General features: G+C 65.3%; 3 protein-coding genes and 1 pseudogene. 1 reads left to right on the top strand and 3 read right to left on the bottom strand.

Annotated features, from left to right (window positions below; all coding sequences use genetic code 11):
- Positions 1–19: 19 nt before the first annotated feature.
- On the bottom strand, positions 20–616 hold the full coding sequence (locus tag WBF82_RS15170; protein ID WP_424383817.1) for a TetR/AcrR family transcriptional regulator: 597 nt from the start codon (positions 614–616) through the stop codon (positions 20–22).
- 61 nt (positions 617–677) lie between these two features.
- On the opposite strand from WBF82_RS15170, the gene WBF82_RS15165 reads away from it, so the two are divergent.
- A complete protein-coding gene (locus WBF82_RS15165) occupies positions 678–1352 on the top strand; it encodes a class I SAM-dependent methyltransferase (RefSeq protein ID WP_424383816.1) in 675 nt (224 codons plus the stop codon).
- Here WBF82_RS15165 and WBF82_RS15160 read toward each other — a convergent pair.
- Together WBF82_RS15160 and WBF82_RS15155 are read right to left on the bottom strand one after the other, a co-directional pair.
- Positions 1349–2425, bottom strand: a complete 1077-nt coding sequence (locus tag WBF82_RS15160; protein WP_424383815.1) for a prenyltransferase — start codon at positions 2423–2425, stop codon at positions 1349–1351. The genes WBF82_RS15165 and WBF82_RS15160 overlap by 4 nt on opposite strands.
- Positions 2412–2704: pseudogene (locus tag WBF82_RS15155) on the bottom strand (SAM-dependent methyltransferase); the annotation flags it as partial. The pseudogene WBF82_RS15155 and the gene WBF82_RS15160, both read right to left, overlap by 14 nt.

Genomic DNA, 2704 nt, shown 5'->3' with positions numbered 1-2704 from the left:
CGACGTCCATGGCCGTTGATCATGCCAGCCGGCGGCCGCTGCCACCGGCTAACAGCAGCCGCGCCGATGTCTCCAGCCGTTCGGCGATCTGCGGGTAGGTGGCATATCCCATGCCGGCGCGCACCAGCGCTCCCGCATAGAGGAGTTCCAGCGATTCGACAACGTCGGGAGCACAGTCGGAGCCCAAGGCCGTTACCAGGCGCTGGTGGATCTCGCGACCGATGTGCAGCCGCAGATGCATGACTTCAGGATCCTTGCCCAGCAACGCGTTGGTCACTGCCCCGGCGAGTTCGGGCTCATCGGCAACCAACAGCGCGATATGCCGCAGCACCGCGATCACGCGGACGGTCGCGTCTGCCGAATCGGTGCGTGGCACCGGGCTGGACGCTAACCGCCGCCAGAAAACTTCAGCAACCAGGTGTTCCTTTGAAGAGAAGTACGTGTAGGCGGTAGCCGACCCGACTCCAGCCTCGGCGGCGACCATGCGAATCGTCAAGCCGGAGAAGCCTTCTCGGCCGAGCACTTCGACCGCAGCCTGGCCCAGCCGGTCAACGGTGTCGGCCTGCTTGGCGGTCAGTCGCCGTCTGGTCGACTCCCGAGCTACCGGGTTGGACACGTGTCCGGACACTACTACACCATCGCAGGTGCGCACAACACGACTGTTACGGTTGGCGGTGATGACCCCCTCAGATCTCTCGGCTGCCGACCCGCGAACCAACCAACTGTTCGAGCTTGCCGATCGCGTTACCGGATTCATGCCTCCCGACGAGGGTCGGGCGCTGCACGACGCGGGGCTTCGCTACTTCGATCACGGCGTCGGCGTAGAGATCGGGACGTACTGCGGAAAGTCGACGGTGCTGCTAGGCGCGGCGGCCCTGGCTCGGGCCAGTGTTCTCTACACCGTCGATCATCACCACGGGTCCGAAGAGCACCAGCCCGGCTGGGAATACCACGACACCTCGCTGGTCGATGACGCCTCTGGACGTTTCGACACCCTGCCGGCCTTGCGGCGCACGCTCGATGACGCCGGGCTGGATGACAACGTGGTGGCGGTGGTGGGCAAGTCGACCGTGGTGGCCAGCGGGTGGCGCACCCCGTTACAGCTGTTGTTCATCGACGGCGGTCACAGCGAGGCCGCGGCGCATCAAGACTTCGACGGCTGGGCGAAATGGGTAAGTCCCGGCGGCGCGCTGGTCATCCACGACGTCTTTCCCGACCCGCGTGACGGCGGCCAGGCGCCGTACCAAATCTATTGCCGCGCGGTGCAAAGCGGCGTGTTCGTCGAACGATCCGTCACCGGGTCAATGCGGTTACTGGAGCGGAAATCCGGAGAGGCCGGTACTGCGGTCTAGCGATCCGACGGGCTGATCGCACACTCGCAGTCGTAGTCGCCCTCCAGGCCGCGCGGCAAATCGGTGCCGCGGAAGATGCCACTACCCGCCGTGGCGTCCGACAGCGCGTCGGCGGCCAGAATCACAGCCGCCCCGGTCCAGGTGGTTCGCTCGACGGGCCAACGCTTTCCGTCACTGAACACCAGCCCCGTCCAGTAAGAGCCATCCTGCTCGCGCAGGTGCTGCATCGCGGCGAACTGCCGCAGCGCCGCCTGGCGGCTGCCCATCGCGTCGAGCGCCAACACCAATTCGCAGGTCTCCGCGCCGGTCACCCACGGCCGGTCGTCGACGCATCTGATGCCCAGCCCGTCGACGACGAAATCGCTCCACCGGTCAGCGATTCGGCCTCTCGCCGCGGGACCGCGAAGCGCACCGCCCAGGATCGGGTAGTACCAGTCCATCGAGTGACGGGGCTTTTCGGTGAAGGCCGACGGGTGGGCAGTGATCGCATGGCCCAGTCGGCCGAGTGCCACCTCCCATTCCGGTTGCGGCTCGTCGAGGTAGGTCGCCAGCGCCAGGGCGCAGCGAATACTGTGGAAAATGCTGGCGCACCCAGTCAGCAACGCCTCGGTAACTGGGCCCGAAGGGCCACGTGCCCAACAAATTTCGCCGCCTTCGAGCTGTAGATCCAAGACGAAGTCGATTGCCGCGCGCACCGTCGGCCACATCGCGGTGGCAAAGGTGTGGTCACCGGTGATCAGCACGTGGTGCCATACTCCGACCGCGACATACGCACAGAAGTTGCTGTCGCTGTTGGCGTCCTCCACGATGCCGGCTCGAAGCTGGATCGGCCACGAGCCGTCGGCCCGCTGTCGGCGTCGACACCAGTCGAACGCATGCCGCGCCGGACCGATCAGGCCAGCTGCCGTCAGCGCCATTGCACATTCGACATGGTCCCATGGATCGGTGTGCCCGCCTACCGACCATGGGATCGCGCCGGATGATTCTTGCGCCGCGGCAATCGATTCCGCCGTCTGTCGGCATTGCGCAGGAGAGAGGACCCCGGCGACGCCGAGTTTCTTATACCAGTTCAACGGCGGGCACCGGTTTTTCGAAGTAGAGCGCGACGCTCTTGCCGATCAGCGGGTTGAGTGTGAATTCGGCCAGCCGCGTGACCCGAGGTCGTCGCATCATGTCCCAAACCAGCATCTTGTGATACGCAACGACGGCGGGATGATCTGAATTGTCGACGCCGACTAGGCATTTCAGCCACCAGAATGGTGCATGCAGGGCGTGTGAGTGGTGGGTGTGAGTAACGGCCATTCCGCGGTCGGCGAACTTGGCGCGCAGCCGGTTCGCGCGGTAGATGCGGA

The sequence above is a fragment of the Mycobacterium sp. genome, from assembly GCF_049673265.1.
Taxonomy (GTDB): Bacteria; Actinomycetota; Actinomycetes; order Mycobacteriales; family Mycobacteriaceae; genus Mycobacterium.
The sequence above is the reverse complement of the archived record's forward strand: the minus strand, read 5'-3'. Positions and strand labels throughout refer to the sequence as shown.